Consider the following 25,070-nt stretch of genomic DNA (forward strand, 5'->3'; position numbering starts at 1 on the left):
CTTAAAGTAAATGCAAGTGTTAAATAGAAAACCGAGGTAACAGAATGGAATAAAGGTAATTGTTTTGCCTTTTCGCATGAGTTTTAATTGGCCCTCTTGGAAAAATCCCACAGCCTTGACCACAATAAATAATAAAACTGTTTCCGGAGAATCAATGAAACCGCTATTACCTGTTGCCACTGCAATAAGTCTGCTTGCTTCATCCTACGCTTTGTCATCCCCTGTCGAAATTACGGTCTGGCGACATCAGGCTTCTAATGCGGAAACCAAAGCCTCCGAAAAGGCGATTAGCCGACTGAATGCTGCCCAGAATCAATATCACTTTGTGCAGGAGCTTATCCCTGCCGGTAGCTATACGCAGACGATCACCGCGGCCGCAAAGTCGGACGGGCTTCCATGCATCATAGATATCGACCAGCCACTGGTTCCAAACTTTGCCTGGAACGGTTTTCTCTCTCCGCTGGAAAGCATGATGAGTAAAGACAGGCTTGCACAAATTAACGCTTCGGGTAAAGGAACCTATAAAGGAAAGATTTATTCCGTCGGACAATTTGATGTGGCACTGACTCTGCTTACCCGCAAATCCCTTCTGAAAAAGATTAACGCCCGTCAGCCTGATACTGCACATCCGTGGAGCAAAGATGAGCTGATGGAGGTGCTGGACAAGATAAAGCAGACGGGAGAATACCGTTATCCTTTCGATATTCTGGCGCTGTATACCGACGAATGGGTACCATACGGTTGGTCACCAATGATGATCTCCTGGGGAGCGGACCTTATCAACCGCGACAATTATATTGAAGCCGACGGATACCTGAACTCTGATGAAGCAATAGAGTTTGCTGAATGGATGTACTCTCTGGTTGAAGAGGATTATACAGACCGCAAACCCACCGATGATAAAGGACTGATCACCGGCCGGGTGGCCATTCAGTACACCGGCTCCTGGGCTGTCGGGGATGCCGCTAACGCTCTGGGTGATGATTTAGCCATATTGCCTGTACCGGACTTTGGTAACGGCCCTTCCATCGGCGGTGGATCCTGGCACTGGGGGGCAACTTCCTCATGCAAACATCCGCAGGCGGCCACTGTGTTTCTTGATCATATGACATCGCCTTTTGAAATCGCGGAAATGTCAAAGAGCACCAGCCTGATCCCAACATCAGATGCGGCGGCGCAAATAACTGAGAACTATAAAACCGGCGGAAAGTGGCGAACCTTCTATGAGTTTTCATCGCAATACGCCAGGCTGCGCCCTGAAACTCCGGCCTATGCGGTTATCTCAAGCGCATACTCAAAAGCCATGCAGGATGTCCTTGATGGTAAAGACCCCGCTGATGCACTTGATGTGGCTGTGGACAGCATAGAATCCGCTATTGAGAAGAACAACGGCTACGGATTTGAATTAAAGTAAACAATGGCAAGCCACGAACGAAAATACGCTATTGCGATGGGCTCACCGGCGCTGGCCGGTCTGAGCCTGTTTCTGCTTCTGCCCTTTTTAATGGCAATTGCACTCTCTTTTACCAATTCACGTCTTCTCTCCCCCAACCCGACAGAGCTGGTCGGTCTCGAGAACTACCGTGAGCTTCTGTCTGTCAGCTATGTGGTTATCAGCCCGGAGCTGGATAAGGAAGGAAAGGTACGGGTTAACCGCAAAGGAGAGATCAAATACCCCAGATTGCGGCGATACCTGAAAAAGCATCACCCGGAGCTGAAAAACTACTATGAGTTAAACTCATACATTTACAGTGACAATAATAAAGTGATTCTTCTTGCCCGTGATCCGGTTTTCTGGAAGTCGCTGTATAACACCTCGGTATTTGTTTTCGGCGTTCTGCCGCTTCAGTGTGGTCTGGCATTGGGGCTGGCCTTGCTGGTCAACAGAAAGCTAAGAGGCAGCAATTTTTTCCGGACTCTCTACTTTGCTCCGGTTGTGACATCTATGGTGGTGGTGGCCGTTATCTGGAGTTTTCTCTATCACAAAGAGTACGGTCTGGTTAATCAGTACATCAGCACCTTAACCTTTGGTATGGTTTCCGAAATCGACTGGCTTGGAAATCCGGATATCGCCCTGAGCGCCATTATCATTATGTCTGCGTGGCAGGGAGCGGGTGTGCAGATGCTTATCTTTCTGGCCGGGTTGCAGCAGATCCCGAAAGAGAGATATGAAGCCGCCAGTATTGACGGAGCTAACACCTGGCAGAAATTCCGTTACATCACCCTGCCCGGCCTGAGAAATACCATCATTTTTGTGCTTATTTCCACCACCATTGCCGCTTTCGGGCTGTTTACCCAGGTCGATGTGATGACCGGCGGAGGCCCGCTGGACTCCACATCCACGGTTATGTTTCACGCAGTAAGAAAAGGCTTCCGGGAGCAGGATATCGCCTATGGTTCCGCCATTACTGTTATCTATTTTGTGATTATTCTGGGCATCGTTCTGGCTCAGAAGTTTTACTTTGCCAGGAGGGATAACTAAATGGCAAATCAGAGAATTGGCGATCCTAACCTGATAGCAAAAAAGTTTCTCAGCTACGCATTGATGCTGCTGCTTGGTTACGCCTTTGTTTTTCCTCTGCTGTTTATGCTGACAGGATCACTTAAACCCGAAGCCCAGATTTTTTCCGATTTATACCAGCAGAATGCGCTGCTTCCCGTGGGGGATATCTCGCTTGATAACTACTATTCCGTATTCGAATCCACGCGTATTGACCATTTTTTCTTTAACTCATTTCTGATCACCGGCATAACGGTAACGCTGAGCCTGCTTGTTAACTCAATGCTGGCCTATTCGCTGGTTCGCTTAGAGTGGAAAGGCCGGAGCTTTATTCTCACGCTGGTAATAAGCTTGATGATTATCCCGCCGGAGGGCATTGCCATTCCGTTGCTTATGCTGGTCTCAGAACTTCCCTGGATTGGCTGGGATGATGGCCTGATACTCAAAACTTCCTGGCTCAATACCTATCATGTTCAGATATTGCCTTTGGTGGCCAACCCTTTCTTTATCTTCCTGTTTGTCTCTTTCTTTAAAGAGATACCAAAGGACTTTGACGAAGCAGCAAAGCTCGACGGTGCCACACCCTTTCAGACCTACAGGAGCATAATCGTTCCCATGTCGAAACCGGTTTTCGCTACTGTGGCTATTCTGGCCTTTCTTGGAAGCTGGAATCAGTATCTGTTTCCGGTGCTCTTTACTCAGTCAGAGTCTGTACGCCCGGTAATGATAGGTATGCAGCAGTTTTTCGGTAATGAAACGGACTGGGGACAAGTGCTGGCGTACGCCTCGCTGATAACTCTGCCGGTGATGATTGTCTTTATCCTGTTCCAGCGCCAGTTTGTTCAGTCCATTGCTCAGTCCGGGGTTAAAGGATAATACCAATCCCGGCAATTATGTCTGCTTAATCTTTTTCCGGTATTGCGAAGGCGTAAGGTCACAATGCTGCTTAAAAAGACTGTTAAAGCTTGATTTCGATTTAAACCCGGCCTGAAAAGCGATATCGAGGATGGTGGTTTTCTCGTCCTGACATTCCAACTGAACTTTCACCTCTTCGATGCGGAATTCATTTACATACTGATAAAAATTCTTAGAAAGGCCGGCGCTAAGAACCTGTGACAATGTCCGCCTCGGAATATTCAGGGCATCCGCCAGCACGTAAACAGAAAAGTCAGGGTCCAGAAAAGGCTTTTCGCTGTTCATGTAATCCTGCATCTGCTCTATGGTCTGATGAATAATCCCGTCGCTCAAACCGTTATTTTCTGTTTCAGGCGTTCCGGCCTCGCTGTCTGACTCAGCGATTTCGCTCTGAACAGAAGCTTGTTCCTCTTCAGGTTCAGGCTCTTCCTGCCTGAACTGAAATACCGGCTTCTGCTTTACACCAAAAAAGCACAGAAGAACGACAAAGCAGAGAAAAGAGAGCAGATGGAGTGTCAATGGATCAATCAGAGTACCTGACTGAGTAAATTTTTCGACCACCACATTAAGCATCACAAGCACCGCAAACAAACCCGGCAGAGCGTAGATCCACTTTAAACTCACCTGATTGTCATTTTGCGAGAAAATACCGGTGATGTTTTTCTGGTGCCGATTCAGCATATAGACTGTCACTGCGGAATAACCGATAAAGAAAAGCACATTTATCAGGCCAAAGTTGCTCAGGAGTAGTCCAAACAGTGCTGTAATTGCGTTTTCTGCCACCGGAGCTGCACCTGAGTTTATCCCCTCTGGCTGAGGCATCATCGGCTCGGAGTGCGACATTAAGATAAACAGAAAATAAAACAGGCCAAACGGCAGAAAGTGAAAAAGGTCTGACCTTTGCACCCGTATGCCCTCATCACCAGTCAGCATACGCACATAAAAATACAACAGCGGGCCATTAAGAAGATTCAGTGCCGGGTTGGTATACAAATATAGAGCGGGAAAATCCAGTTTCAGGTGTGAAAGAACCGCATGCATAAACGGCACATTAAGCAGGACAAGCCAGAGACACAACAACCAGTCAGTTTTATGTTTATACGATTTAGTCAATATGTTGGCCAGAGTAAACAGGCTTAGTGATATACCTATTATGCCAGCCTCCCAGCTAAAACCTTCTGCTAATGACAAATGTCCAACTCCATCTTGCAACAAAAACTAAAAACTTCAAAAAAAACGTCCAAACAGCGCCAACTGGACGATCTATTCCTTATTAATCCATAGATTATACGTCCAGACCTATCCAGACAACCCAAGAGAATCATAAAGATGAGTATTAATAATCCTAACAACGCTAATCGAAAGTTTGCGCTGTCAACTCTGCCTCTGTTTATTGCACTGGCATCCGGTTGCAGCGAAAGTATGTCAAATTCTGATGCAACAAGTCCTGCAAGCAACGCAATGGCGCAAGCACCAAAGGTAAGCTTTGTTGTAATAGATACTAAGCAGGAATCCTGCTTTGGCAATGACGGGACTGAAATCACATGCCCGGCAGCGGGAGAAGATTTGGCTGGCCAGGATGCGCAATTTAACGGTGTACAACCTTCCTATACTGACAACGGTGATAAAACAGTTACCGACAACAACACTGGAATGATGTGGCAAAAGACACCTGACTATAAACATTACTCTTACGATAATGCCGTCAGCTACTGTGAAGACTTAACTGTCGCAAACTACACAGACTGGCGACTGCCGACGATAAAAGAACTCTATTCTCTTGCAGATTTCAGAGGTGAAATTGTAAACCCACGTCAGGAGAGTGCCAACACGCCTTATATTGATACAGACTACTTTGACTTCCAGTACGACAAAAGAATGGCCTATATCGGTCAGTACTGGTCTATCACCAAATACACATTAGGCCCGGTACACAACACGGAAAATGTAGAAGCGGCATTTGGATTTAACTTTGCTGATGGTCATATCAAAGGATACGAAACAGGTTATGAGTTCGGCACCACTGACGAAAGCATCCACGCTCCGGGCAACTTTGTCAGATGTGTTCGTGGCGAAGAAAACGTTTACGGTGTTAACCATTTCGTTGCAAATGGCGATGGCACAGTAACGGATAAAGCGACCGGTCTGATGTGGCAGGCATCCGATGACGGTGTACGCAGAAACTGGCAGGACAGCCTGGCCTACGCAGAAAACGCAGAACTGGCAGGTTACTCTGACTGGCGCATGCCAAACGCTAAAGAGCTACAAAGCATCGTAAAATACGGTGGTGAAACGGGTTCATGGCCTGCTATCGATACGCAGTTCTTTAAACTATCCGGTGACAACACCACGAGCAACCCTACCTGGGTCTGGACCAATACCACTCAGGGTGACTTTAAATTCAGCGCTGTGTACATTTCATTCAGTAAAGCCTTCAGTAAGAAGAACTCTTCTGCAACTGAATACTTCGACTGGCACGGCGCAGGCGCTCAACGAAGCGACCCGAAATCAGGAAGCCCGTCAGATTATGAAATGGCCTCTGAGAACGCAACTGACCTGGTTATGACGAAAAACTATACTCTGTTAGTCCGTACCGCTAAGTAACAGCTAAATACAAAACTCGCTCAGCCCCTCGTTCCCACGCTCCAGCGTGGGAATGCATATCGCGGCAGAAAGCATTCGCGTAACACACTGAAACCAAAGAAATAAACTTGATGCATGTTTATGCTCCTACTGGTAACTTTGAGTCTGATATGCATTCCCACGGAGGACCATGGGAACGAGGCCTCTGCATAACTATTCAAGTTTTAACCTAATACTTTAAGTCCTAAAATTGCTAACTTCTGAGAGAAAATCATCTTGCCATGATAGCCGTCAATTTATAAGTGTGACGACTTACCAAATATGCCTGCACGGTATACTACAATGTATTGTATGAACCACTTACAAAAAGCAATGTTAATATCATGACGGTGATTAATATGCTCCGTATCAGACGTGCTGGCGTTTATTCAGCTCTTTTGACCTCACTATTTAGTGTTTTTGAAGCAGTAGCGGAACAAAGCTCCGCAACAGAGCCATTAGTGATTAATAATAATCATCCAGAGGGGTCCCCTGCCGAAGTCTGGATGACTAAGGTATACGAAGACCTATATAGCAGAATGAACATTCCGCTTAAGATGGTTTACTTCCCAAAGGCCCGCGGGGTCTTTTATGCTGATATTGGCAAAATTGATGGTCAGGTCACCAGTGTTTATCAATATCAGGAAAAGCAACCCGATCAGATGAGAATAGATTTTCCACTGATAAAAATTTCGATGTCAGCTATCACACGGACGGACCAGAACCTTCAAATCAAAGACTGGGATAGCCTTAAAATAAGTGATTTGCGCGTTGAGTATCTCAGGGGAATTTTAATTGCAGAGAAAAAACTGACGGGTAGAGTCTCTCCGGCAAACTTGACCGACTCATCAAATGCTTTGCACTCTCTTCAAAAAGTCCAACACAACAGAATAGACGTATTTGTTCACGGCAATATCACCACCTTCCCGCTCATCCAACGAGATGAGTTTGATGGAGAGATAATAGACGCTGGCGCCCTTTCATCAAATATCCTGTACCCCTACCTAAGTAGAGAACACAAAGACCTGGTACCAATCATAGAAAGTACCCTCTCCGATATGAGAGATGATGGGTCAATTTATAGATATTGCGTACAGGCCTATGGGTTAAATTCACATGATTTTTGTAACAGTGTAGTGCCTGAATCGCTTTAGTTAGCGGTTATACAACTTTGCAATGCCAGACCATCTGCGGAAACCCCTTCTCCGGGGTTTCATAGTGGCAAAAGCCAAATTTCTTATACAGAGCTATCGCTGCTCTGTTTTCCGGATGCACACCTAAACGCAGACCCGGAACTGTAATTCTTCTGAAAAGCTCAGCAAGAAGCTGCTTACCAACGCCCCTGCCCTGATAGTCCGGATGCACCGCCATCGCCAGTTCAGGAAACTCTGAATATTGCCGGGTTACCGATGACTTAGGGCGAACCTGGATAATTCCCATGGGCTGCTGGTCAGAATCCAGAGCAAAAAAGCCGATATCTTCCGGCCCGCCCCAATTCTCGTAGTACTCTTTTATATGGGGCTGCTCCAGAATATCCGCTGTGTGGTCCGGCTCATCTTCTGGCGTCCAAAGAGCAATCAGCAAAAGTGCTTTTTGCAGCTCGCTATCCGCTGCATCTATATTTCTAAACATCATATTATTAACGCGTCAGAGCAATTTTTCCGGCAAGGCCCACAAGCAGGACACCAGAAACACCTTCAATAGCTTTAGAGAATCTCTGTGCTTTCGGGCTGCTGAACAGCCAGTTACCGGCAATGGCATAAGCAATATTGCAAAGCGTGGCAAGTACGCTAAACAGCACACCTAAAGTAAGAAGTTGCATAGTGCCGGACTCAGCTCCCGGAGTGATAAACTGAGGCAAAAACGACAGGAAGAACAAGGCCACTTTAGGATTAAGAACACTAACGATAACGCCTTGCTTAAAGATATTTGCCGGTTGCACCTGCTCTTCTGTCATCACCAGCTTAGAATTACCGGTAAACATATTTTTCAGAGAGCTAAAACCAAGGTACAGAAGATAAGCCGCACCCAGATACTTAACAATGGTGAACGCCAGCGCAGAATTCAGAACCAGAGCAGACAAGCCCATGACAGCGGCCAGGGTGTGAATAAAATAACCAACACCAAGGCCTAACGCAGCACGGATCCCAAACTTCATTTTACCTTTCATGGTATTAGAAACGATGTAAATAACATCCGGACCGGGTATAAGATTGATTGACAGTGAAGCCAGACCAAAAAGCATTAGTGTATGAAAGTCCATAGCAAGCTCTAAATATTACGTAAACAAGGCGCCCATATTGCCATAAAGCGTGATTTTTGTCATGTGAAGGTCAGATGAAAAAGCCTCTTTATTCTAAATTAATTCTATATTTCTTAGATAATACAGAGTTCCTGACCCGCCGGATAATTCCAGTAAAGATAAATTTTCAATAAACATACGGGAGGTAAATACTGTCTCTCCGTTATCACAGAATATTTCTATTGACGAGTTATCTACAAAAATCTTAATTTTATGATTCGCCACCAACCTTTTTGCATATCTAATTTGACCATACCGCTCTGCATAAATATATGTCGATGCGCTCCGGTCCAGCATATATTCTTCTGTATCACCGCAGAATATAACTCTATCGCCTTCACTGTTGCTGAAAGACAAGCTAAAGATCTCTTCAACATCCAGCGACAGTTCGAAAGCTGCATTGTTTAGCGGTGTTGATTCATAAACCTGCACCGAATCCATGCGAAGGTTTTCCATTTCAATCAAAGGGTTCTGAATTAATTTATTGCCCGCTATTTTTATTTCTCTTGGCAATGTCAGCATATGCGCCCAGCAATTTTTATCGGTAGGATATTCGCTTTTTGAATTTCCCAGCCAGCCATATAGCACTCTCCTTCCCTGATCGTCCAGATATATTTGTGGCGCGTAGAAATCAAACCCTTTATCTAATTCAATATAGCTGTCACTTGTGAACTTTCTGTTTTCAATGTCAATTAAGTCACCGACAGAGTAAACAACAGAAAACACATTTTTTAAATCATATTTGTTATCTGATGAAACACCCTGAGGCGAAAATATTAAAACGCCTTTTCCCTCAGTTTCATAGTAATTCGGACACTCCCACATATAACCGAAATTACTGCGCCCTATATCCAGGTCTCCCTGATACTGATAATCCTGTTCCGTGCCTCCACTGTATAACGCCAGCTTTCCTTTGCCATCATTACCTTCTGCTCCAACCAGCATATACTGGTTGCCATTTCGTTCAAACAACACCGGATCACGGAAGTTTTCTGTGTAGTTTCCGCTGTTGTTTTCAACCAATACCCGCTGCTTTTCTACCCTTCCCTCTTTATCCATATAAGCCAGCGCCTGCGTCTGCTCGCTGCTGCCGTCTTCTTTTAAACGGTTTGCTGTATAAAACAGGGATAATTTCTCTTCGTCAGCTATCGCTATCCCCGTATAGCAGCCGTGCTCATCGTATTCCTGATCCGGATACATAGCGATACCGTGATCGGTATAGCTGACAAAGTCTTTGGTTGAAAGGTGATACCAGTGCTTAAGCCCATGTACAGGCCCTAATGGAAACCACTGATAAAATATATGATGCTCACCATTAAAATAACTCAGCCCATTAGGGTCATTTAATAAGCCGTGATGAGGAGCAATATGATAGCTCGGATAGAAAGGATCTGACTTGGTTTTGTGACCAATAGACGCCAAATATTCCGAAGAAACCTCTGTCAGCTTAACAAAGCGGTTTTGCCGGTTAGAAAAATCCATAACAACTCACAATAAAACAAAGAAGCACTGACCAGCCTGAGAATACTCTGCGGTCAGCGCTGAAAATTAACCTGAAGATTATTTAACCGGCTCTTTATACAAAGCTTTAGTCATCACGAAGGCAACGGCTGCGGCAACAATCATCACCAGAACATAAGCACCCAAGCCACCACCAAGATAAAGAAGCATACCCGGCAGCATAGTGGCGCCTGTGCCCGCAGAACCAATTCCTGAAATGGCACCAAGACATCCACCAACTGCACCACCGACACAGCCATACAGGAAAGGTTTCACACGTGGCAGTGTCACAGCAAACATGGCTGGCTCAGTAATCCCGAACAGAGCCGGTAGCGCTGCACCAAACATGCCCGACTTTTTAATCTTGCTGGTCTGCATTGTCATTACCGCCATCGCTGCACCAAACTGTCCGGCGATCGCTGCTGTACCAAGCGGGTTGATATAGTCAAAACCTGTATCTGTCACCATAGCGATAGTGATTGGAACAATCGTATGATGCATACCGGTAACAGCCATAAACTGAATGGCGCCACCATAGATGATTCCGCCAATGCCGTACGGGATCTGCAGGAAGTAAACCACAAGGTCAGTCAGAAGCTTTTCCACCCCAAGCAGCAGAGGCCCCACAAATACCAGTCCGGCAATAAGAGAAACCAACAGCGTAATAAATGGAGTCAGGATCAAATCCAGAACTTCCGGAACATAACGGCGTGAGGTTTTCTCAACAAATGCCGCAAACCACCCCATAAATACCGCAGGAAGAATAGAGCTTTGCAGGCCGGTGACCGCTATATTAAACCCGAGAAACGGGATCATCATGGCCTCTGCATTACCAAATGCCACATCCCACTTGTTCGCCAGTTGGGGAGCGACCAGCATCAGTCCGAGAACGATACCAAGCACAGGATTACCGCCAAATACCCGCATAGCAGACCAGGTAACCAGCACAGGAATAAATATAAATGCTGTGTCGGTAAGAACCTGAGAAATGGTTATCAGATTAGGGGACAGTTCCATACCAAAGCCGTTAACCAGCAGCCCACGCAAGCCCATAAGCAAACCAGTCGCAACCAGTGCGGGAATAATGGCGACAAAAATGTCGGAAAAAGTTCGTGTCATTGACTGAAATGTGGATGCCTTTTCAGCCCTGGCTGTTTCTGTTTGAGTCGCTGCTGCTTTGGTATCTGAACCACCTGTCAGAACTTCGAATACCTTACCGACAAATCCGGTTCCCAGAATGACCTGATGCTGCCCGTTCTTAAAGAAATAGCCATGCACTCCTTCAGTCTCACCCAAAGCATCTGTATCGACTTTCTTGTCGTCCTTTGTCACCACCCGCAAACGGGTTGCACAGTGAGTTAGCTGATCAATATTTGCCTCGCCACCAGCACTGCAACAACTGGCAGCCATTGGCTACACCTTCTCAGAAAAAGGCAGAGGGACCTTTGTCGCCTATAAAAAGTTAAAGCACGATTTTGTCCATATCACAGGGTTTACCGACAATCTCAATGCATCGGGCTACAACGCAAATAATCAGGTTGTACATTTTGATGTTACCCCTGCCAACAACGCCATTGCAGAGAAACTGACGGTGCAGGAGGGAGATCAGGTAGTGTATTGCGGCCGGACACGCCTGTTAAACGAGCAGGTCGTATCCTATGAAGAATTCTACATTCCCAGAAACCTGGTACCTGAGATCACGGAGAAAGATCTTCAGGGCTCAAAGTTTGAATACTTCAGAAATCACAGAATCGAGCTATTTAAAACTCATCAAAAAATCAAACCGGCTCTGCCGGACGAAAAACTTCAGAAAATACTGCATGTGTCCGCTAACCAGCCGATTTTAATTAACGAGTCAATTAACTATCTTTCAGAAGAGATAAAGCTTGAGTACTCGGTCGTTTACTACAATCCTGAACTCTACGATTTTGAGATCAATGCCTACAGTAACTAACGCCTCATACTAATGGCATCGCCGGAAAACACTCCGGCGATGCCATTAAGGTCAGACTGTAAATTTCCGGGTGTATTCAGTCAGAGTTTCGGCTGAGCGTGCCACTTCCTGACTGGCTGCTGAGAGCTGCTGAGAGCTTGCTGCCGTCTCGATGGAAACCTCACTGATATGAAGAATTCTCTGGTTAATGTCTTCACTCACATGCGCCTGCTCTTCAGAAGCCGTAGAGATCTGAGCCATCATGTCATCGATTCTCGCAATCGCCCGGTTGATCTCTTCAAAGGCTTCAACCGTTCTCAAAGAGACAGAGCTTGTGGATTCAGCCTGCTGTACGCTCTTCTGCATTTTAGAAACCGACGCCTTGGCTCCGTTTTGAACAGTGGAAACAATTGCCTGAATATCCGTTGCCGATGCCTGCGTTTTTTGTGCCAGCTGTCTCACCTCATCGGCAACAACCGCAAAGCCTCTGCCATGCTCACCTGCACGGGCGGCTTCAATGGCCGCGTTTAGTGCCAGCAGGTTCGTCTGCTCGGTAATTGTCTGAATGACGGTCAGAACCTGATCAATCTGATCGGTACTCTCCACCAGCGCATCCATGTCCTTCGCCGTGCTTGTAATGTCGTCTACCAGAGTATTGATGGAATCCATGCTGCTGTTGAGCATGGCGATACCTTCTTCACTCTTATCATGCGCTTCCTTGGAAACCAGAGCCGCATTTTCTGTATTGTGCGCCACATCATTAACGGTTGCCGTCATCTGATTCACCGCTGTTGCCACCATTTCGGTATCGGTTTGCTGCTTGGCTACAGCAGCGGTTGTCTGCTCTGATGCCACAGAGGTTTCTTCTGCCGTAGATGCCAGTACCTGGCTGGACTCCAGAATCTGGCCAATAAGTGCTTTCAGGTTTACCGACATATCTTTTAATGAAGCGTACACACTGCCTGACTGAGCTTCATCTTCAAATCTGTGGGTTAAATCGCCGTTAGCAATCTGCTCTGCCAGACGCATCATCTCTTTCGGCTCTCCGCCAAGAGGTTTGCGTATCAATCCCGACAGATAAACCGCCAGTAAAATAGTCGCTAGCAGTGAAACCCCAACCGCGATCAAGGTTGTCTGTCTGATTGCACTGACCGTCTGGAATGCCTCGCTGGAATCGATTTCCGCAATCACCGCCCATTGAGTTGAACCCACTTCAATCGGGGAGTATGAAGAAAGCACAGGATTGCCGTTGTAATCCGTGATTTCTCTCACACCGGACTTGCCACTTAACGCAAGCTCTGAGGCCTCTGTTCTTACGCCGTTATTTTCAATACTTCCCGCAAAAGAAGCAGAGACGCTGTGCCCCGAGGCATCTAAATAGGAGTCTGAGCGCATACGATAGTCTTCACCCACCAGATAAGTTTCACCGCTCTGTCCCATTCCCTCTCTTAGCTGCATCATGCTATTGATTGAATCAAGTGACAGCTGCAGTGCAACAAAATAGATTGTCTGTCCGTCGGCATCCTTAATTGGTCTGGCAACAAAAGATGCAGGCTCACCCTGAGAAGGTTCATAAGGGGCAAAGTCAGCTAAACCAAAATCACCGGTTCGTTTCACCTCACTGATCAGCGCTCCCAGATTGGAGTTCGAATAACGGCCTGACAGAATATTGGTCTTATAATCTGCCTCTTTGGTTTCTGTGTAGAAAATTTCTCCATCCGGCTCAACAAGGAATACGTCGTAATAACCGTATTCCGCCATATACTGGCTGTAGAACGAAGTCCCCTTTGAATCGACCGGAACAACCGCAGTATCAATAGTCATCTCATTGACAAATACCCACTGAGTGTCTTCCGATACATTAACGGGTAACCACTGCGCCAATGCCAGTTCATTCTGGCTATTACGGGTAATGCCAATTCCCGGACGGCCTGACAAGCCTTCCTGAACACTTTTGGTATCAAGCAGCTGATTATTATTATGAGAATCTGAAACCGATAAAAAGGCGGTTTCAGACCTGAGTTTCTTATCCTGCCCAACCAGGTAACTGTATGAATCTGAAGCAGAGCTCTCATTCACACCAAGCAACTCATTCACTCTCTGGAGCGGGAACTGCAGTGCAACATAGCCAACCAAGGAGTCATTATTCATCACCTTAGCTAAGATAAAGGCAGCAAAGTCCTGAGATGGCTCATAGTAAGAGAAGTCGCCAAAATAGGTTTTGGGCTCACCGGAATTATCACTGCTGGCCTTACGGAATGCCTCAGCGATACCTGAATTCTTAAGCATTTCATCGTTAACGTTCTTTCCAAGATCTGACTCTTGCTCCGCAGAGTACAAAATGTCACCGTCAGGGCTGATCAGGAAAGCGTCGTACCAGCCGAATGTCTGCTGAAAGGTACGAATGTGCTCACCATAAACCTCGCTGTTTATACGCCAGCGCGCATTCTCTTTCACATCTTCCCCGGATACAAAGCTTGACTTAAATGCCTTTAAAGACTCTTTCGTGTCGTAACTTGCTGAGAACAGGCCAAGCTCTTTGTGAAACAAAGATACCAGTGATGAGATTGCCTGGGTTTTCGCTGCGGTATCTTTCTTCAGATGGTTAACGGCTTGCACATGAAAAGAGCGAATGGTATTTGCCAGTACATTCAGGTCCCCTTCCCGCTCTGAAAAGTAGGTTTCCACCTGTTTTGACTTGATAGCTCTGACCGAATTGAGCTGATTAAACGCACTGGTTTGCAACGCATCCTGAGAAAACCACATTAATATAGCCCCCAGAGCGAGAAGCGGAACAAGTCCGACAACCATAAGAGAGCCAATGATCAACTGAGACAGTTTGAGTTGCGAAAGGAACCGATTCATACACCAACCTATTAATTATTATATGCGCAAAAGTAAATATACCATCCGATATATAAGAGCGCACTAATTTAGCGCATGTATTGTACCGCCAGATTATCAAACAGTGACATACCTCATAATGGCTAATAATGTTGCCTTCTATAAATAGCATGCATGAGAAGAAACAGAGATCAGCCACTAACGCTTCATGTTTTTTATTCAGGAAATGATAAGGGGGGACTTATACCGGAGAAATTTGTCCTAGATGCGTCGGTTTTCAGGATTTTTAATCCAGACTTTTTCAACCTTATCCCACATAAACAGCTCACCTCTGCTGTATTTAAACTGATGCTTGGCAAGATAATCATCAACGCATTCGATTTCAATTTCTCCGGTCTCGGTGCGTGATATATGCAAATTATTGGGGTGTATTTCAGTTATCTCATTGATGCGATCCAGCGCTTCCTTTACTTGATACTTCATAGTTGGCCTCTCCTATACATCGAAGTAATTTTGATAAAGTTCATCGTATTTTTATATTGTGATATACAACGAGTCGTTTTTTTATGTGTAATAATAACTTAGACGCATAGGGCTTGAATGTGATATTGCTCCAAATACGATAAAGGTATCAGTGATGAATAATGTGACCTTTACTATGAAAATTCAAAACCCAAAAGCTCTGCCAGGTAAACAGTAATCAGCCTGAAGGAACAAAAGCTAATATATACAAAGTAAGTGCTTTCAATTGCATTGGAGACTATGTGTTCTACTCTAGGTTTTTACATTATCTGTTTGCTGGTTGTTTGTGCCTGACAACTGTTCATCTGCACGCCAAAACTATTGTTGTTATCGATAGTTACCATTATGGGTATCCATGGGCTAACTCAGAAAGGAAGGGATTTGAGGAACATATCGCCCCAGGCTGCCAGTTAACTTACTACCAAATGGATACTAAGCGGATTGCAAAAAGTGAGTTCTCAAAAAGAGCAGAGCAGATTTGGGAAACAGCGATTGCTGATGACCCGGATATGTTCATAACGATGGATGACAATGCTTTAAAGTACTTTGGGCAACGGATTTCGGATGCTGGGTACCATCTTGTCTTTATGGGGGTAAACAATGACCCCCGAGCGTATTTTGAAAACCACAAGCTCCCTCAGAAAGTAGCAGGCATTCTGGAGCGGCCTTTAATAAAGCAGAACATATCCTTAATTGCTAAGCTGGTTCCAATACGGAAGAAGCGCGTTTTATTGATGATGGACAACGGGACGACCGCAAACAGTATTTCCTCCCAAATGCTGGGGGGACACCGCGAGCTTGATGTTAACAATATTGCATTAGAGGTTTTTACTACAAATAGCTATAGCGAGTGGCAGGATAAAGTGCTTTCTATCTCTCCTCTTAAATACGATGCACTGATAATTGGCAGCTATGCATCTCTAAAGGACAATAGTTCAAAGCAAGTACCAGATACCGTTTCCTCTCAGTGGACAAGCTCGCATAGTAAGGTTCCGTTATTTTCTTTTTGGCAGCACGGCATCGGGAAAGGAAGGGCATTGGGTGGCCTGGCTGTCAGCGGGTTTGAGCAGGGAGCAAAAGCCGCTGAAGCAGTCAATGCAATACTAAGCAACGGCAGGGTTCCATTTGTCGAAGTACCTCAGCATGGGGAACTCATTTTAAGCCAAACAGAGCTTACCCGCTGGAACATTGAACTACCGCACTATATTCGCAAAAGAAGTGTGCTCATTGATTGACAAGACAAACTAGAATGCATATCAGACTCAAAGTTACCTGGCGGAGTATAAACTGTCACTGAACTTATTTACGAGAACTACGACCACGTGAAGAGCGTGCTTTATGAGATGAAGCCGCTTTTGCCTGTGACTTCAATATAGAATCAACGGTCAGAACCATTGGTTCTTTTGGTTTCAGGCCATGAGGGAAGGTACGAGCGCGTGGTGGTAACTCATACTCTTCTGCTGATGCACGAGGCATACGCTTGAAACGATAAAGGTAGAAGTTTTCCAGCTTTTCTCTGGCCCAGTCAGTTTTCTTCAAATACTTAACACTGCTCGCAACTGATGGTTTGGTGTGAAAGCAGTTAAAGCGCATGGCAGTATCTAAAATATCCCAGCCATAGAAATCCACCAGCTCCTGAATCATGGTTTCCAACTTAAGACCGTGCAGTGGGTTGTTTTTCTGTAGTTCAATTCTTTCTTCATCAGTCATCATAACGAGTTCCTAAGCGTTCACTGGGTGGGAGAGTATATCAGAGTTCATCGACCTGCATACTAGTTTGACACTCACGCTAACCAGCTCTCCACCGACAGATCCAGACTGGTCATAATTTCTGTCTGCGTTAACCCGTGATGTTCCGCAAAAACAAGACATGCGCCAAGACCACAGCCTTCGATAACATAGCCTCTTTCATACATTCGGATGGCATCAAACTCTGAGCGGGTAAAATCTGTCTTTGGCATAAATAAGGCGCAATTGTCCGGTAGTGCCTGAGCCGTGACTTTTGCGTCACTGGACTCCAGTACCCAGCGGGTTGTGCCTACTGCAAGCTTCTCTACCTGGGTTTTCCCTTTCATTGCAATAACCGGGGCAAAAATCATAGCCCCGCCGGCAAGATGAAGGCTTGGGAGATCAGCAGCAAGTAACGTACAGCAAGCTCTTTGCACCGGATCAGACAGGTTCATATCACGGGTAAACTTTTCTGCATCCAGCCCCAGCCCACCGGCTTGCTGCTGAAGCATTTCCAAAACTCTGGATTTAACCGCCAGTTTTTCCGGATCTTTGGTACTTCCGGCAAACCAGAGTTTTTCATCCAGCCAGTGGCGCAGCCAGAGTGTCGCAAAAGTGGTTCCGCCGATACCGGACTCGGCAATCAGATGCTCTTCACCGTTTTCAGCCTGTCGCATGAGTTCAGGAATTAACTCATTGCGAATCAGGTTTTCCTCTTCACCCAGTTTACACTGATGGATAACCACATCATCCAGCTCACTGTCGCTAAAATCCGGTACATTATCCAGACCAAGCTGATAGCTGTGCAGCCGGATCTTAAAGCCCTTTTTCTGCAACGCCTTAAAAATACCATGAACCAGAATTGCCGGAGTGACAGAGCCATTGCCAAGTGCAGGTGAGGGCAAATATTCCCCCGCCAGCAGAGTATTGGCTCTGCCGCAGGCGATCAGCTCAGTATCACGGGTAGGATGAAGTTGCATCAGCCCCTCTCCGGCGCCTGCATCGCTAATCTCATGCAGGTTCGGAACCGGAGCAACGGAATTAAGAGTGATGTAGTTCAGCCATGTCATCATCAGGCTCCTTTTAACGTCATAGGAAGCCCCGCAGTAACCAGAGTGACTTTAGGAACCTGCGCAGCAATAGCCTGATGAAGCCAGCCTGCTTCATCCACAAAACGGCGGCTGATTTCTCCCATGGGAACCACACCGCAGCCCACTTCGTTACTGACCAACAGCACTTGTCCAGGAAGACTTGCCAGAGTATCCAAAAGCTCGGCTTTATAATCCGCCCACTCTCTGCCGGATTCACCAAACAGACAATTACTCAGCCAGAGTGTTAAGCAGTCAACCAGAATGCAGTTGTCTGCTGTGCTGCTCTCTTTCAGAGCGCGGGATAACTCCAGCGGCTGTTCAATCACCTTCCACTCAGAAGGTCTTTGCGCCTGATGAAGCTCTACCCGTTTTGCCATTTCCTCATCGCGCACTTCGGATGTGGCAATATAGATAACCGGCTTACCCGAGGCCTTAGCAATATTTTCTGCGTAGCTGCTTTTGCCCGAGCGGGCACCGCCAAGTACAAGCTCAACAACAGGTTTTGCATCATTCACAAACAGACTCCTTTCGGTATTCAGCCAGCTTTTTCAGCGCAGATTCCAGTATTTGCCACTGCTTTTCATTAGCAGGAAGCCCAAAGCGCAGCGCATTCTTTTCATCACACAGACGGGTAAGCACCTGCTGTTTGCACAGCAGTTCATGGCACACGGGAGCATTGTCCAGATAGACAGTAGTGAAAAGATCCGTTCCGGAAAAACGGCAATTCAGAGACGCACTAAGAAGACCAGTCAACCTTGCGGAGTCTGACTTAATTCTCTCACTTGCTTTCGCATGCCACTTTGTATCCATCAGAGCGGTTTTCATCACCCACCGGCTTGGACCTGTAACCGTCCACGGCCCCAGATACTCTTCCAGCAAATTTTTAGTCTGAGTATCCGCAAAAACAAAACCTACCCGAGCCCCGGCCAGACCAAAGAACTTACCCACTGAACGCAGTACAATCCGGTTTTCAAGCTCAGCGTCAGGGCTTAACAATGAAACCTCCGGTGTACAGTCCACAAATGCTTCATCCACTATCAGGTATCCGCCCTTTTCCGCAAGGAACGCTGACAGGCTAAGCAGTTCATCTTTCTGCGTAAAACGTCCGGTCGGATTATTCGGATTAATAATCAGAGCCACATCACAGCAGGATATCTGCTCCTCAGACGGAAAGTTTTCGTAAAACTCAACCTTCCAGCTCTGACCATCTTTGTTAAATCCGCTCCATGCATGCTGATGCTCTTTGTAGCCAACTCTTGGCAGAGCGATAGTTCCGCAACGGCCCATTTTTTCGGTAATCACCGAAGGCATAGCCATAATGGCTGCCTGAGATCCGGCCACCACAACCGGCTCAACCGGAGCCTGATAATAGTGCTGAGCAGCGGCTTCCAGACCATCTTTTACCTGCGGAAGCTGATTCCAGACCGATGCCGGAATATCGCCCACCGGATAGGTAAAAGGGCTGACTCCGGTAGAAAGATCGATCCAGTCCTCCGGATCACTATTGTATTGAGTGGCAATCTGAATCAGGTTTCCACCATGTTTTACCGCCATTAACTGACTCCTGCGATAACGCAAATTAACCACAAATAACTGAGCGCAAAGCTCCCTGTTGAAACCAGCCGGTTCGCTCTGACAATCGCCTCCCAACCGGCATAGTCGCCCATTCCCATAGGCTTTTTGTCGTGCAAAACACCGTGATAATAGGTTGGCCCGCCAATGGTTACGCCTAAAGCGCCGGCACCGGTGGTCATTACCACGCCACCATTTGGACTGCTGCACTCTTTTGCCTGAGATTTCCAGCAACTGAGTGCGTTTTTAAAGTTGCCCTGAAATGCATAACAGATGGCGGTAATACGGGCAGGAAGCCAGCCAAGAAAATCATCGGTTTTCGCACTGAAACGGCCAAAGTTCAGATACTTCTCGTTTTTATAGCCCCACATTGCATCCAGCGTGTTGGCTAAGCGAAACAGAACCGCACCGGGCGCGCCCAGCAGTAAGAACCAGACCATAGGCGCAAATACCGCATCGTTACCGTTTTCCAGTACAGATTCGATAGCAGAAGAGACGATCTCTTTTTCTCCCATCTTCTCAGTATTGCGGCTGACAATCATGGATACCTGATAGCGGGCATCCTCAATATCCCCGGCCTTTAACGGCACAAAAATATTATGCGCATGTTCAAGCAGGCTACGTCCGCCAATAGTGAGATAAAGAATGACCACATTCAGAACAAGCCATAGCAAAAGTGAAGCCTGCCGAGCCAGTTCAAGCGCAGCACCGGTAAGCAGCACCAGAGGAATCACAGCAAGTGTCCATGCCAGTATCCCCTGCTTTCGCTCACTCAGCCAGTTCAGGCTCCGACACTTTTTCTCAACCACGTTTGCCAGCTTGCCAAAGCCAATCAGCGGATGAAACTTATTTGGCTCACCCAGCCATTTATCCAGCCACAAGGCAGCAACCAGAACAAGAGCGCTGAGAAAAGCGCTTTGTCCGGGACTAAGAGGAAGCTCAGGCAACATCGGCTCTCTCTTGAGAACTGATCACATCAGACATATCCACAAACTCCGGGTAGTCTGCGTCCTTGGCAAGATGGCCATTGGCCGTTGCCCACTCAAGTACCTCTTCATTAAGCGGAACCAGTTGCGCCCCTTCAAGCGCTTCACTGTGATGCTCTTTAATGGATTTAAATACGGAAATATCTTCCACCAGAATCCACTCAACCGCCGGGATCTGATACCCCTGAGGCTTACAGATATGGCGGCCTGCCAGATAGTAACGGTCTTTATCACCAAACGCTTTTTCTTCGCTAAGCGTCAGTGTCATTGCGTTTTCAAACAGTTTTTCAGCACGGATTCCGATGTTTTTCAGCGCCTTTCTTACATAACGGTTATCACTGCCCATGGGCATAGCAAATTTACGGATATCCCAGTTATGCTCCAAAAGCGCTTTCCACCAGACATTAAATGAAGGCAGATCGCTAAAGCTGAGCGCTTTCTGAGAAGCAAGAAATTCCAGATCCTCAGTATCAAGCAGTGACTTAACCGGCAGGCTGTTAATCTCAATCACCTCTGCGCCGCTCTCCCTGAGAAGTGTGGTCTCTTCATACTGACCACAAACCAGAATACGAACCCCTGTCAGAGGCAGAAGATTGCGCCATGCAAACTCTTCACTCTGCTTAACCACATCGCCGATAATCACAAGAGACGGGCCTTTCTGCTCAAGGTTGGCAACTCTGTCGGCGATGGTTTCCAGCGTTGCGGTAATACAGTTGTGATCCGCGCTGGTAGCTGAGCTGATAAGCGCAATTGGCGTATCCGGTCTTCTGCCGTTAGCTATCAGGTTTTCAGCGTGCTCAGGCAGTTTTTTGGCGCCCATATAAAGCACTAAAGTGCCACCGGCGCGGCCAAGCTCGCCCCAGGAAACAATGGTTTTTGAGTGCTGATGTCCGCTGACAAAGGTCACGCTTGATGCGATACCACCACTGGTCAGCGGAAAGCCGGAATAGGCAGCTGAGCCAAGCGCTGCGGTAATACCCGGAATGATCTCATAGGAAATGTTATTCTCGTTCAGTTCACGGCACTCTTCGGTCGTACGGCCAAAGATGCAGGGATCACCCGCTTTAAGGCGGGCAACCGTTTTACCGGCCAGGGCGTATTCCATCACGTCAGGATGCATACCGTAATCGATATGTGTCCCCTGATAACCGCGGTATCCTACCTGATGAAGATGCACATGCTCAGGCACCATGGAAAGAATGGCAGCGCTGACCAGCTTGTCGTAACAAACCACGTCACACTCGCTCAGAAGCTGCTTTGCACGGCAGGTAAGCAGTCCCGGATCACCCGGTCCTGCACCAATCAGATAAACCTTACCCTTACTCATTGGCCTCTCCTTCCACCACTTTTGCTTTGCGGCAGGCGTGAGAGAAAGTCGGGTCATACAGTTTTGAATCCACAAAATCATCAATGGCAAAGACCTTGCTAACGATGATCATCGCCGTTGAGCGGATATTGGCTTCATGCATTTTATCTGCGATATCAGCAAGGGTGCCGCGAATAATTCGCTGCTCAGGATGAGAAGCTTTTTCCACCACACAGACCGGCCAGTTTTGCGGATACACGTCGCTTAGTTCACGCACGACTTTACGGATCAGAGTGGCACTCAGGAACAAACACAGGGTTGCTTCATGACTTGCCAGAGATTTCAGATTCTCTTTCTCAGGAACCGGCGTTCTGCCAGAGGCGCGGGAAAGAATAATGGTCTGACACTCTTCCGGCAGGGTCAGCTCCTGTCCCAGTGCGGCAGCCGATGCCTGAAAAGAAGAAACACCCGGAATCACTTTCCAGTCAATTCCCAGATCATTGAGCCTGCGGGTCTGCTCCGCCAGAGAAGAGTAGATAGAAAGGTCACCGGTCTGCACGCGGGCAACATCTTCACCTTTTTCATGGGCATCGGTATAGACCTTAGTGATTTCATCCAGATCCATACTGGCAGAATCGAAAACCTTAGCATCGAGGCGAGCTCGTTCAATTACAGCCTTAGGCACCAGACTTCCGGCATATAGAATGACCGGGCAGGTTTCCACCAGCTTTGCGCCCTTTACCGTAATCAGATCCGGGTCACCCGGTCCGGCACCAATAAAATAAACGGTCATGCTGCATCCTCACTATTTTCTGATTTATTCTTCAGGGAACGGCCGGGAGTCTGACCTTCTCGGGTCTCTCCGTCTTCCAGCGTATATTTGTTTTTGTATCCGCGCGGCGTCACTATCCAGTCTTCAAAACGGTAGCTGCTTTCGTTTCCAATGATAACGGCCGCGTTCATACCAAACTCAAGTTCAGTAAACTTATCCAGTGTTGAAAGCTGAACGCTCTGCTCTTCACGGTATGCGGCGTTTACCACTGCCACCGGCGTGTCTGCCGGGCGGTGTTTCAGCAGGATCTGCTGAGCTTCAATAATATGGTTCTGGCGCTTTTTAGAGCGCGGGTTGTAGAAGGTGATGGCAAAATCCGCCATAGCCGCCGCTTCAATGCGCTTAGTGATCACTTCCCATGGGGTAAGGAGATCGGACAGCGAGATTGTGCAGCTGTCATGCCCAAGCGGTGCGCCGACCAGAGAGGCGCAGGCATTGGCTGCAGTGATCCCCGGCACGGTTTCCACTGCAATATTCAGGTTCTGCGATGCCATCAGCTCAAACACCAATGGCGCCATGGCATACATGCCCGCATCACCGGAGCAGACAAGGGCAACGTTTTTGCCTTCCTGAACATGTTGAATGGCTGCATCGGCACGCTGCCACTCTTTGGTCATTCCGGTTCTTACCAGAGCCTGATTATCGATAAGGTCGGCAATCAGCTTTACGTAAAGACCGTAGCCAACAATCACGTCAGCGCTTTTAATCACTTCCTGAGCCCGGACTGACATCAGATCCAGACTTCCGGGACCGAGTCCTACAAGGAATAATTTAGCCACAGGTTTTCTCCTCTCCCGGCTCTTCTATTGGCGCAAAGTATTTTGCATCCAGTATCTGTTTTAAGGGTTTATTTTCGGCCAGTGCAAGGAATAGCTCCTGCCACTGCACCTCTGAAAGCTCTTCGACATTTCTCAGCCAAAGGGCGTTATTTTCGGACGGAATTTCACTGCCACAGCGCTCATAAATCACCATGGTTGAGCGGTTACGACAGGCTCCGGCGCACATGGTTCTGCTGATCTTGATTCGCTTATCACCTTCCGACAGACCAAGCGATTTCAGGATGGAGCGCAGATCATGAGCAAGGTTTTTGCTGCCGGCTTTGGCACAGCGTCCACCTTCGCACAGAAGAATGTGATGTTTGTGGTGAAGCATAGGGCGGTTCAGATCCACATGCTTTGGCTTGCACTGGTAACCCTCAACCACCTCGTTGCCATGAGCGTTAACTTTTATCTCTGCCGGGTTGCTGCTCTTATCACCATGCTTTTGTTCACTGCCGTGCTTTTTCCTGCCAAACCAGTTCTTTCTTTTCTGCTGAACCAGAGACTCTGCAAACTCACGACGACAGCAGGCCACCGTCATATTGTAACCATCCTGCTTAAATGCCCATTTAGGCACCACCAGCTGTCTGGTATCACTGAGTTTAAGCGCGGCAGCTTCGGCCACTGAATTGCTGCCGGTGACTTTTTTCACGTAATCGGACGGGTTTTCAATACCCTCAATCCCATTCAGCATTTCAGGTGCAAAAGTGGTAAAAGGCCACTGCATCTCTTCGGACAGTTCGTTTAACGCCACTTCGTCAGCTTTTAGATCTATGCTTGAAATGGCCTGAACTGACTCCAGAGAAAGATTGAAGGTTTTACTAAAGGTTTCTAAACCGGCTTTTATCACTGAAAACGGCGTATTTCGGTCGCAACCCAAGCCCAGCACCAGCGACTTAGGACGCCATAGCACCAGCTTGTTTTCCCAACCGGAAAGATCCGGAGACTGCTCATCTGTGATCAGGATGGCGCCGCGATAATCTTCGCTGTCGATCCCGTTTAGCTCTATATGGGTAAGAATATTCGACGGCATACGTTTTTCGTATTTCCACCAGGTTTTCTCACCGCTCTGCTGGGCGATAATAACCGGCTCATCATTGACAATGGCCGCAGATACATTGGTGATAGATGGCTCTGAAACCGGGTCTAAAACCCAGCCAAATGGCGCGCCCAGCATATCGGCAGAGACGGTTTCTGACACATCTGAAGCTGTGGTGATAACCGGGATAGCTTTCACAATATGCGCAACCCGCTCGGTCAGCTGATTAGCTCCGCCACGGTGTCCGGACAGCATGGAAATGGCGAACTTTGCCATTTCATCCAGACAGACTACGGCAGGGTCAGTACGCTTATCCTGCATCAGCGGGCCAATCATCCGGCTGACAATGCCGCTGGCAAAAATAAAGATATGCCCGTCATACTGGCTGAACTTATCAGCGACAAAGCCAGCCAGCGGAAGCGATAATAGCTCTGCTTCCGGTGCCTGCTCTATCGCAGCTTCAGTGACAAACAGATCCGCAAAGGGAAGCGCACGCTTTAGTCTTGCGGCCTGCTTCGCTCCGTTTACGGTGATGGCGTATATAGCTAACTTCTTCATAG

Annotated in this window: 23 protein-coding genes; 7 read left to right on the top strand and 16 right to left on the bottom strand. The window is 47.2% G+C overall.

Annotated elements, in window-relative coordinates; translation table 11 throughout:
* The first annotated feature begins 154 nt into the window (after positions 1-154).
* From L3Q72_RS17295 to L3Q72_RS17305, 3 genes are read left to right on the top strand one after another with little or no spacing between them, the layout of a single operon-like run.
* Entirely contained in the window at positions 155-1,414 is a 1,260-nt protein-coding gene (locus L3Q72_RS17295) for an extracellular solute-binding protein (protein WP_275133411.1), read from the top strand.
* A 3-nt stretch (positions 1,415-1,417) separates the two neighbouring features.
* Positions 1,418-2,482, top strand: coding sequence for a sugar ABC transporter permease (locus L3Q72_RS17300; protein ID WP_275133412.1), 1,065 nt, complete (start codon positions 1,418-1,420; stop codon positions 2,480-2,482).
* Positions 2,483-3,376, top strand: a complete 894-nt coding sequence (locus L3Q72_RS17305) for a carbohydrate ABC transporter permease (protein WP_275133413.1) — start codon at positions 2,483-2,485, stop codon at positions 3,374-3,376.
* A gap of 15 nt (positions 3,377-3,391) precedes the next feature.
* Here the strand turns inward: L3Q72_RS17305 and L3Q72_RS17310 are convergent, their stop codons facing one another.
* Positions 3,392-4,606, bottom strand: coding sequence for an AraC family transcriptional regulator (locus tag L3Q72_RS17310; RefSeq protein ID WP_275133414.1), 1,215 nt, complete (start codon positions 4,604-4,606; stop codon positions 3,392-3,394).
* 138 nt (positions 4,607-4,744) lie between these two features.
* Here L3Q72_RS17310 and L3Q72_RS17315 point away from each other — a divergent pair, with 138 nt between their 5' ends.
* Both L3Q72_RS17315 and L3Q72_RS17320 read left to right on the top strand, forming a co-directional pair.
* Positions 4,745-6,019 (top strand): DUF1566 domain-containing protein, encoded by a 1,275-nt coding sequence (locus L3Q72_RS17315; RefSeq protein ID WP_275133415.1) that lies wholly within the window; start codon positions 4,745-4,747, stop codon positions 6,017-6,019.
* Positions 6,020-6,396: 377 nt separating this feature from the next.
* The gene (locus L3Q72_RS17320; RefSeq protein ID WP_275133416.1) at positions 6,397-7,191 is read left to right on the top strand and encodes a transporter substrate-binding domain-containing protein; all 795 of its coding nucleotides are present in this window, start codon (positions 6,397-6,399) and stop codon (positions 7,189-7,191) included.
* Positions 7,192-7,198: 7 nt separating this feature from the next.
* On the opposite strand, the gene L3Q72_RS17325 is transcribed toward L3Q72_RS17320, so the two are convergent.
* The 4 genes from L3Q72_RS17325 to L3Q72_RS17340 form a co-directional block, all read right to left on the bottom strand.
* Positions 7,199-7,672, bottom strand: a complete 474-nt coding sequence (locus L3Q72_RS17325; RefSeq protein WP_275133417.1) for a GNAT family N-acetyltransferase — start codon at positions 7,670-7,672, stop codon at positions 7,199-7,201.
* 4 nt (positions 7,673-7,676) lie between these two features.
* Complete coding sequence (locus L3Q72_RS17330; protein ID WP_275133418.1) at positions 7,677-8,300, bottom strand: LysE family translocator; 624 nt, start codon at positions 8,298-8,300, stop codon at positions 7,677-7,679.
* A 93-nt stretch (positions 8,301-8,393) separates the two neighbouring features.
* Positions 8,394-9,821 carry a sucrose-6-phosphate hydrolase gene (locus tag L3Q72_RS17335; RefSeq protein ID WP_275133419.1) on the bottom strand — a complete coding sequence of 476 codons (1,428 nt, stop codon included), beginning with the start codon at positions 9,819-9,821 and terminating at the stop codon, positions 8,394-8,396.
* A 78-nt stretch (positions 9,822-9,899) separates the two neighbouring features.
* The gene (locus tag L3Q72_RS17340) at positions 9,900-11,249 is read right to left on the bottom strand and encodes a PTS transporter subunit EIIC (RefSeq protein ID WP_275133420.1); all 1,350 of its coding nucleotides are present in this window, start codon (positions 11,247-11,249) and stop codon (positions 9,900-9,902) included.
* Between the two features lie 163 nt (positions 11,250-11,412).
* On the opposite strand from L3Q72_RS17340, the gene L3Q72_RS17345 reads away from it, so the two are divergent.
* Entirely contained in the window at positions 11,413-11,793 is a 381-nt protein-coding gene (locus L3Q72_RS17345) for a GntR family transcriptional regulator (protein WP_275133749.1), read from the top strand.
* A 51-nt stretch (positions 11,794-11,844) separates the two neighbouring features.
* On the opposite strand, the gene L3Q72_RS17350 is transcribed toward L3Q72_RS17345, so the two are convergent.
* Complete coding sequence (locus L3Q72_RS17350) at positions 11,845-14,637, bottom strand: methyl-accepting chemotaxis protein (protein WP_275133421.1); 2,793 nt, start codon at positions 14,635-14,637, stop codon at positions 11,845-11,847.
* Between the two features lie 240 nt (positions 14,638-14,877).
* A complete protein-coding gene (locus L3Q72_RS17355; protein WP_275133422.1) occupies positions 14,878-15,099 on the bottom strand; it encodes a hypothetical protein in 222 nt (73 codons plus the stop codon).
* A 281-nt stretch (positions 15,100-15,380) separates the two neighbouring features.
* Between L3Q72_RS17355 and L3Q72_RS17360 the strand changes: the two genes are divergently transcribed.
* The gene (locus L3Q72_RS17360; RefSeq protein ID WP_275133423.1) at positions 15,381-16,373 is read left to right on the top strand and encodes a hypothetical protein; all 993 of its coding nucleotides are present in this window, start codon (positions 15,381-15,383) and stop codon (positions 16,371-16,373) included.
* A 64-nt stretch (positions 16,374-16,437) separates the two neighbouring features.
* On the opposite strand, the gene L3Q72_RS17365 is transcribed toward L3Q72_RS17360, so the two are convergent.
* The 9 genes from L3Q72_RS17365 to L3Q72_RS17405 all read right to left on the bottom strand — a co-directional run bounded on the left by L3Q72_RS17365 (position 16,438) and on the right by L3Q72_RS17405 (position 25,068).
* Entirely contained in the window at positions 16,438-16,851 is a 414-nt protein-coding gene (locus L3Q72_RS17365; RefSeq protein ID WP_275133424.1) for a VF530 family DNA-binding protein, read from the bottom strand.
* 71 nt (positions 16,852-16,922) lie between these two features.
* The gene (locus L3Q72_RS17370; protein WP_275133425.1) at positions 16,923-17,939 is read right to left on the bottom strand and encodes a hypothetical protein; all 1,017 of its coding nucleotides are present in this window, start codon (positions 17,937-17,939) and stop codon (positions 16,923-16,925) included.
* Complete coding sequence (gene cobU / locus L3Q72_RS17375; RefSeq protein WP_275133426.1) at positions 17,939-18,472, bottom strand: bifunctional adenosylcobinamide kinase/adenosylcobinamide-phosphate guanylyltransferase; 534 nt, start codon at positions 18,470-18,472, stop codon at positions 17,939-17,941. The genes L3Q72_RS17370 and cobU overlap by 1 nt, the downstream gene beginning before the upstream one ends.
* Positions 18,465-19,511, bottom strand: coding sequence for a threonine-phosphate decarboxylase (locus L3Q72_RS17380; RefSeq protein ID WP_275133427.1), 1,047 nt, complete (start codon positions 19,509-19,511; stop codon positions 18,465-18,467). Before L3Q72_RS17380 ends, cobU begins: the two co-directional genes overlap by 8 nt.
* Positions 19,511-20,479: an adenosylcobinamide-phosphate synthase CbiB gene (cbiB, locus tag L3Q72_RS17385; protein WP_275133428.1), complete on the bottom strand. Its 969-nt coding sequence runs from the start codon at positions 20,477-20,479 to the stop codon at positions 19,511-19,513. The genes L3Q72_RS17380 and cbiB overlap by 1 nt, the downstream gene beginning before the upstream one ends.
* Complete coding sequence (gene cobA, locus L3Q72_RS17390; protein ID WP_275133429.1) at positions 20,469-21,842, bottom strand: uroporphyrinogen-III C-methyltransferase; 1,374 nt, start codon at positions 21,840-21,842, stop codon at positions 20,469-20,471. Before cobA ends, cbiB begins: the two co-directional genes overlap by 11 nt.
* Positions 21,835-22,614, bottom strand: coding sequence for a precorrin-4 C(11)-methyltransferase (cobM, locus tag L3Q72_RS17395; RefSeq protein ID WP_275133430.1), 780 nt, complete (start codon positions 22,612-22,614; stop codon positions 21,835-21,837). Before cobM ends, cobA begins: the two co-directional genes overlap by 8 nt.
* Complete coding sequence (gene cobJ, locus L3Q72_RS17400; protein ID WP_275133431.1) at positions 22,611-23,432, bottom strand: precorrin-3B C(17)-methyltransferase; 822 nt, start codon at positions 23,430-23,432, stop codon at positions 22,611-22,613. The genes cobM and cobJ overlap by 4 nt, the downstream gene beginning before the upstream one ends.
* Entirely contained in the window at positions 23,425-25,068 is a 1,644-nt protein-coding gene (locus tag L3Q72_RS17405; protein ID WP_275133432.1) for a cobalamin biosynthesis protein, read from the bottom strand. The genes cobJ and L3Q72_RS17405 overlap by 8 nt, the downstream gene beginning before the upstream one ends.
* Between the last annotated feature and the right edge of the window lie 2 nt (positions 25,069-25,070).

Source organism: Vibrio sp. JC009 (assembly GCF_029016485.1).
In the GTDB taxonomy this organism is placed as follows: Bacteria; Pseudomonadota; Gammaproteobacteria; order Enterobacterales; family Vibrionaceae; genus Vibrio.

Bases quoted from the DNA above. Each gene is read 5' to 3' on its own strand.
- L3Q72_RS17295 (WP_275133411.1), top strand. From the start codon at position 155: ATGAAACCGCTATTACCTGTTGCCACTGCAATAAGTCTGCTTGCTTCA.
- L3Q72_RS17300 (WP_275133412.1), top strand. From the start codon at position 1,418: ATGGCAAGCCACGAACGAAAATACGCTATTGCGATGGGCTCACCGGCG.
- L3Q72_RS17305 (WP_275133413.1), top strand. From the start codon at position 2,483: ATGGCAAATCAGAGAATTGGCGATCCTAACCTGATAGCAAAAAAGTTT.
- L3Q72_RS17315 (WP_275133415.1), top strand. From the start codon at position 4,745: ATGAGTATTAATAATCCTAACAACGCTAATCGAAAGTTTGCGCTGTCA.
- L3Q72_RS17320 (WP_275133416.1), top strand. From the start codon at position 6,397: ATGCTCCGTATCAGACGTGCTGGCGTTTATTCAGCTCTTTTGACCTCA.
- L3Q72_RS17325 (WP_275133417.1), bottom strand. From the start codon at position 7,672: ATGATGTTTAGAAATATAGATGCAGCGGATAGCGAGCTGCAAAAAGCA.
- L3Q72_RS17330 (WP_275133418.1), bottom strand. From the start codon at position 8,300: ATGGACTTTCATACACTAATGCTTTTTGGTCTGGCTTCACTGTCAATC.
- L3Q72_RS17335 (WP_275133419.1), bottom strand. From the start codon at position 9,821: ATGGATTTTTCTAACCGGCAAAACCGCTTTGTTAAGCTGACAGAGGTT.
- L3Q72_RS17340 (WP_275133420.1), bottom strand. From the start codon at position 11,249: ATGGCTGCCAGTTGTTGCAGTGCTGGTGGCGAGGCAAATATTGATCAG.
- L3Q72_RS17350 (WP_275133421.1), bottom strand. From the start codon at position 14,637: ATGAATCGGTTCCTTTCGCAACTCAAACTGTCTCAGTTGATCATTGGC.
- L3Q72_RS17355 (WP_275133422.1), bottom strand. From the start codon at position 15,099: ATGAAGTATCAAGTAAAGGAAGCGCTGGATCGCATCAATGAGATAACT.
- L3Q72_RS17365 (WP_275133424.1), bottom strand. From the start codon at position 16,851: ATGATGACTGATGAAGAAAGAATTGAACTACAGAAAAACAACCCACTG.
- L3Q72_RS17370 (WP_275133425.1), bottom strand. From the start codon at position 17,939: ATGATGACATGGCTGAACTACATCACTCTTAATTCCGTTGCTCCGGTT.
- L3Q72_RS17380 (WP_275133427.1), bottom strand. From the start codon at position 19,511: ATGGCGGTAAAACATGGTGGAAACCTGATTCAGATTGCCACTCAATAC.
- cbiB (WP_275133428.1), bottom strand. From the start codon at position 20,479: ATGTTGCCTGAGCTTCCTCTTAGTCCCGGACAAAGCGCTTTTCTCAGC.
- cobA (WP_275133429.1), bottom strand. From the start codon at position 21,842: ATGAGTAAGGGTAAGGTTTATCTGATTGGTGCAGGACCGGGTGATCCG.
- cobM (WP_275133430.1), bottom strand. From the start codon at position 22,614: ATGACCGTTTATTTTATTGGTGCCGGACCGGGTGACCCGGATCTGATT.
- L3Q72_RS17405 (WP_275133432.1), bottom strand. From the start codon at position 25,068: ATGAAGAAGTTAGCTATATACGCCATCACCGTAAACGGAGCGAAGCAG.